The following is a 3,060-nucleotide window of genomic DNA, read 5'->3' as shown; positions in this document are numbered from 1 at the left end:
CAATTTTTTACAGGTAGTGTAGATGGGCCAATTAAGGTATTGGATAGAGGTTTGAAGTAGCACTCAGCACTCAGCTATCAGCCATCAGCTTCTCTGGTGTGTATAATGGGGCATCCAAACCCCCATAAAAGGTGCAGCACTAATTTTCCAAATATAGTGGGGAACTTAAACCCTTGATTTTTTTTAGCGCTCCAGCTAAATGCTGGCAAGGGTCGCATTCTGGAACGTCCAAGCTGATAGCTAGTTAAAGGTCAGAAAAATTAATAGATTTAGAGCAAAAACTTAACAGGTACATATAACTATAGCTTATTGATAATTTTGGGGAAATTATGCGATCGCGAACAGCTAGAGAAGGTTCAGTCGGTTTATTAACTTTGTTAGGGCTAGGTTTATTTGGTGTATTGGTGCTTTGGTTGAGGGGAGTAAACTTAGGCCAACGTAGTTATAAGGTAATAGTGGAATTTGAAAGTGCATCTAGTATGGAGTTAGGCACATCGGTTAGATATCGAGGTATTAATGTTGGACAGGTAGTAGGAATTAAACCAGGGCCAAATGGAGTAGATATTAGTATAGAAATTAAACCTGAAGATTTAATTATTCCTCGAGATGTGTTTATTCAAGCAAATACATCTTCATTTATTGGTACTGGGGTGATAGATATTACTCCTAGAGGTAGAATACCAGAATCAGAAATTTCTGCTGGTCCTTTATCCTCTAATTGTCCGGAAATAATTATCTGTAATAATGACCGTTTACAAGGGCAAGCAGGTGTAGAAATACAACAACTATTAAGAGCAGGAATTCGTTTAATCGATCTATATAGCGATCCAGAGTTATTTAGTAATGTCAAAATAATTGCTGAAAATACAGCTAATGCTTCTGCAGAAGCTTCTAAGCTCACAAAACAACTGGCTGATTTATCAGAAACTATTAGAGGAGAAGTTCAAGGTATAAGTCAATATTTAAGAGAAGATGTTGATGAAATAACAGGAATTCTTAGAGCAGAAGTGGGTGGTTTGACTAATACTTTGGAAGGAGAAATAGGTGGTTTGACTAATACTTTGGAAGGAGAAATAGGTGGTTTGACTAATACTGTAGAGAGAGATTTAGATATTTTGACTAAGACTGTAGAAAGAGAAGTAAATGATATTTCTAATGGCATAGAAAATGTGACTAAAGCCATGGAAGAATCTACAGCAAAAGTTTCAGAGGCAGCGATCGCTTCGGCAAATTCTGTAGAGGAAGTAGCGAATAAATTTAGTTTAACAGCAGAGCAGATTAATTCAATTGTTAATACAAATCGTTCTACTCTTATAGCAACTTTAGATAATATTGAGAAAACGACGGAAGAGTTGGCAGTTTTAATGGAAAGTTTAAGTCCGATAGTTAGCGATTTAGAAAGAGGAGAATTGATTGGTAATTTAGAAATATTATCAGCAAATGCTGTAGAAACTTCCGCTAATCTAAGAGATATTTCTAGTGATTTAAATAGTTCTACAAATATAGTTATGTTGCAACAAACATTAGATTCAGCTAGAGCAACATTTCAAAATGTGCAGAAAATGACATCAGATTTAGATGATTTAACTGGGGATGATAGATTTAGGAGAAGTCTTAAACAAATTATTAATGGATTAGGTGATTTATTTTCTTCAACAAAGCAGTTAGAGCAGCAAACTCGGATGGCAAAAAATATTGAAACTTTGTTAAAAGATAGTGGTAGTTCAGAAGTTAGTAAATTAGATATCTCTGGACAAGAGGGAGCAGGGAGTAGGGAAAAATAATTGATAATTTCTGTGGGATAATTGATTGAATTTTTTATTATTTATTATTGGAGATGTCTATTATGTCCTGTTGAATACAGAGTAAGGAGTAGAGATAATAGAGATATTTTTCCTATATAGGAGGATAGGTTTTTTCATAAGGAATTATCCGGACTTGATATTATAAAAACCGCCAGGTTAATGTTTGATAATTAGCATCTTGCTCGCGTAAGAAAAATTAATTAGGGTTTGCTGAAAAAGTCTTTTTTAAGGAGTAGGGGAGCGGGGGAATAGGGGAGTAGGGGAGAATTTTTTTGCTCAACTCTCAACTATAGTATGCGCTAAAAATGCTAACTTTTTGAGCATGAAGAGCTGAAAATAGTGTACTTTTTCAACAGCTAAAAAGGCTAAAACCTTTATCTGGTAATTATTTTATATTTAATCAGCAAGCCCTAATTATTAATTGTTGAAGAAAACTATGAGCGATCGCTCTATGAATCAAAATTTATCGCGGATTCCACTTTGGTGAGATACACCCATTGCGGGCATTTTGCCCGCACTTGCATTCATTTAATTGTTAATATCTGTACTTCACGTACTTGGAATCTGCTGTAAGTAATAAAGCCGATTATGCAGTTATATCATGTCAGGTAGCATCGGTATTGTATAGAGAAGGTAAGGAAGAAGGAAGAAGGAAGAAGCTTTAAGAGAAGGAAAAACCTTATATGTATGGCGCTACATATTTCCCCAACTTTATACACAAACGATACCAACGGACATGATATTATATCAAATCTGGTTGAACAACATTATATAAAATCCATTGGCTACGGTTCCTGAGAAATCGGAGTAATATAATTCTGTCGATCGTCATACAATGCTTAAGTAAGGGCAAATAGCCATTCGCCCCTACAACTATAGACTCTTATCTTTCAAATTACGCAAATAGAGCGCGGACATTTATAAATGCTCAAAGTTAGTCATAGATTACTTTTGTACGGGCGAACAGCCGTTCGCCCTACTGACTTTTGAATTTTGACTTCCGTGAAAAACTATATCTATTCCTGCAAAGCAGCTAAAACTTGGTCGTGAATTATCCCATTACTAACAACCACGCCACGGTTATCAACCATTTTCGATCCATCCGCAAAATTTAACGGTTTACCATAAAGATCGGAAACACGCCCCCCAGCTTCTTCCACAACGATCGCTCCAGCAGCATGATCCCAAATATTCTCCCGATAGTTAGGAGACTTCGGCGATGGCAAACGCAAATATAAAGCAGCTTGCCCAGATG

At 36.1% G+C, this 3,060-nt stretch carries 2 protein-coding genes; one reads left to right on the top strand and one right to left on the bottom strand.

What is annotated here, in order from left to right; translation table 11 throughout:
- Positions 1 to 329: 329 nt before the first annotated feature.
- Entirely contained in the window at positions 330 to 1,784 is a 1,455-nt protein-coding gene (locus AC3DU7_RS29795; RefSeq protein ID WP_488042858.1) for an MlaD family protein, read from the top strand.
- Between the two features lie 1,037 nt (positions 1,785 to 2,821).
- Here AC3DU7_RS29795 and AC3DU7_RS29790 read toward each other — a convergent pair.
- Positions 2,822 to 3,060, bottom strand: a 239-nt coding sequence (locus AC3DU7_RS29790; protein WP_488042857.1) for an inositol monophosphatase family protein, incomplete at its 5' end; no start/stop codon positions are given.

It is taken from the genome of Okeania sp. (genome assembly GCF_983059655.1).
The sequence above is the reverse complement of the archived record's forward strand: the minus strand, read 5'-3'. Positions and strand labels throughout refer to the sequence as shown.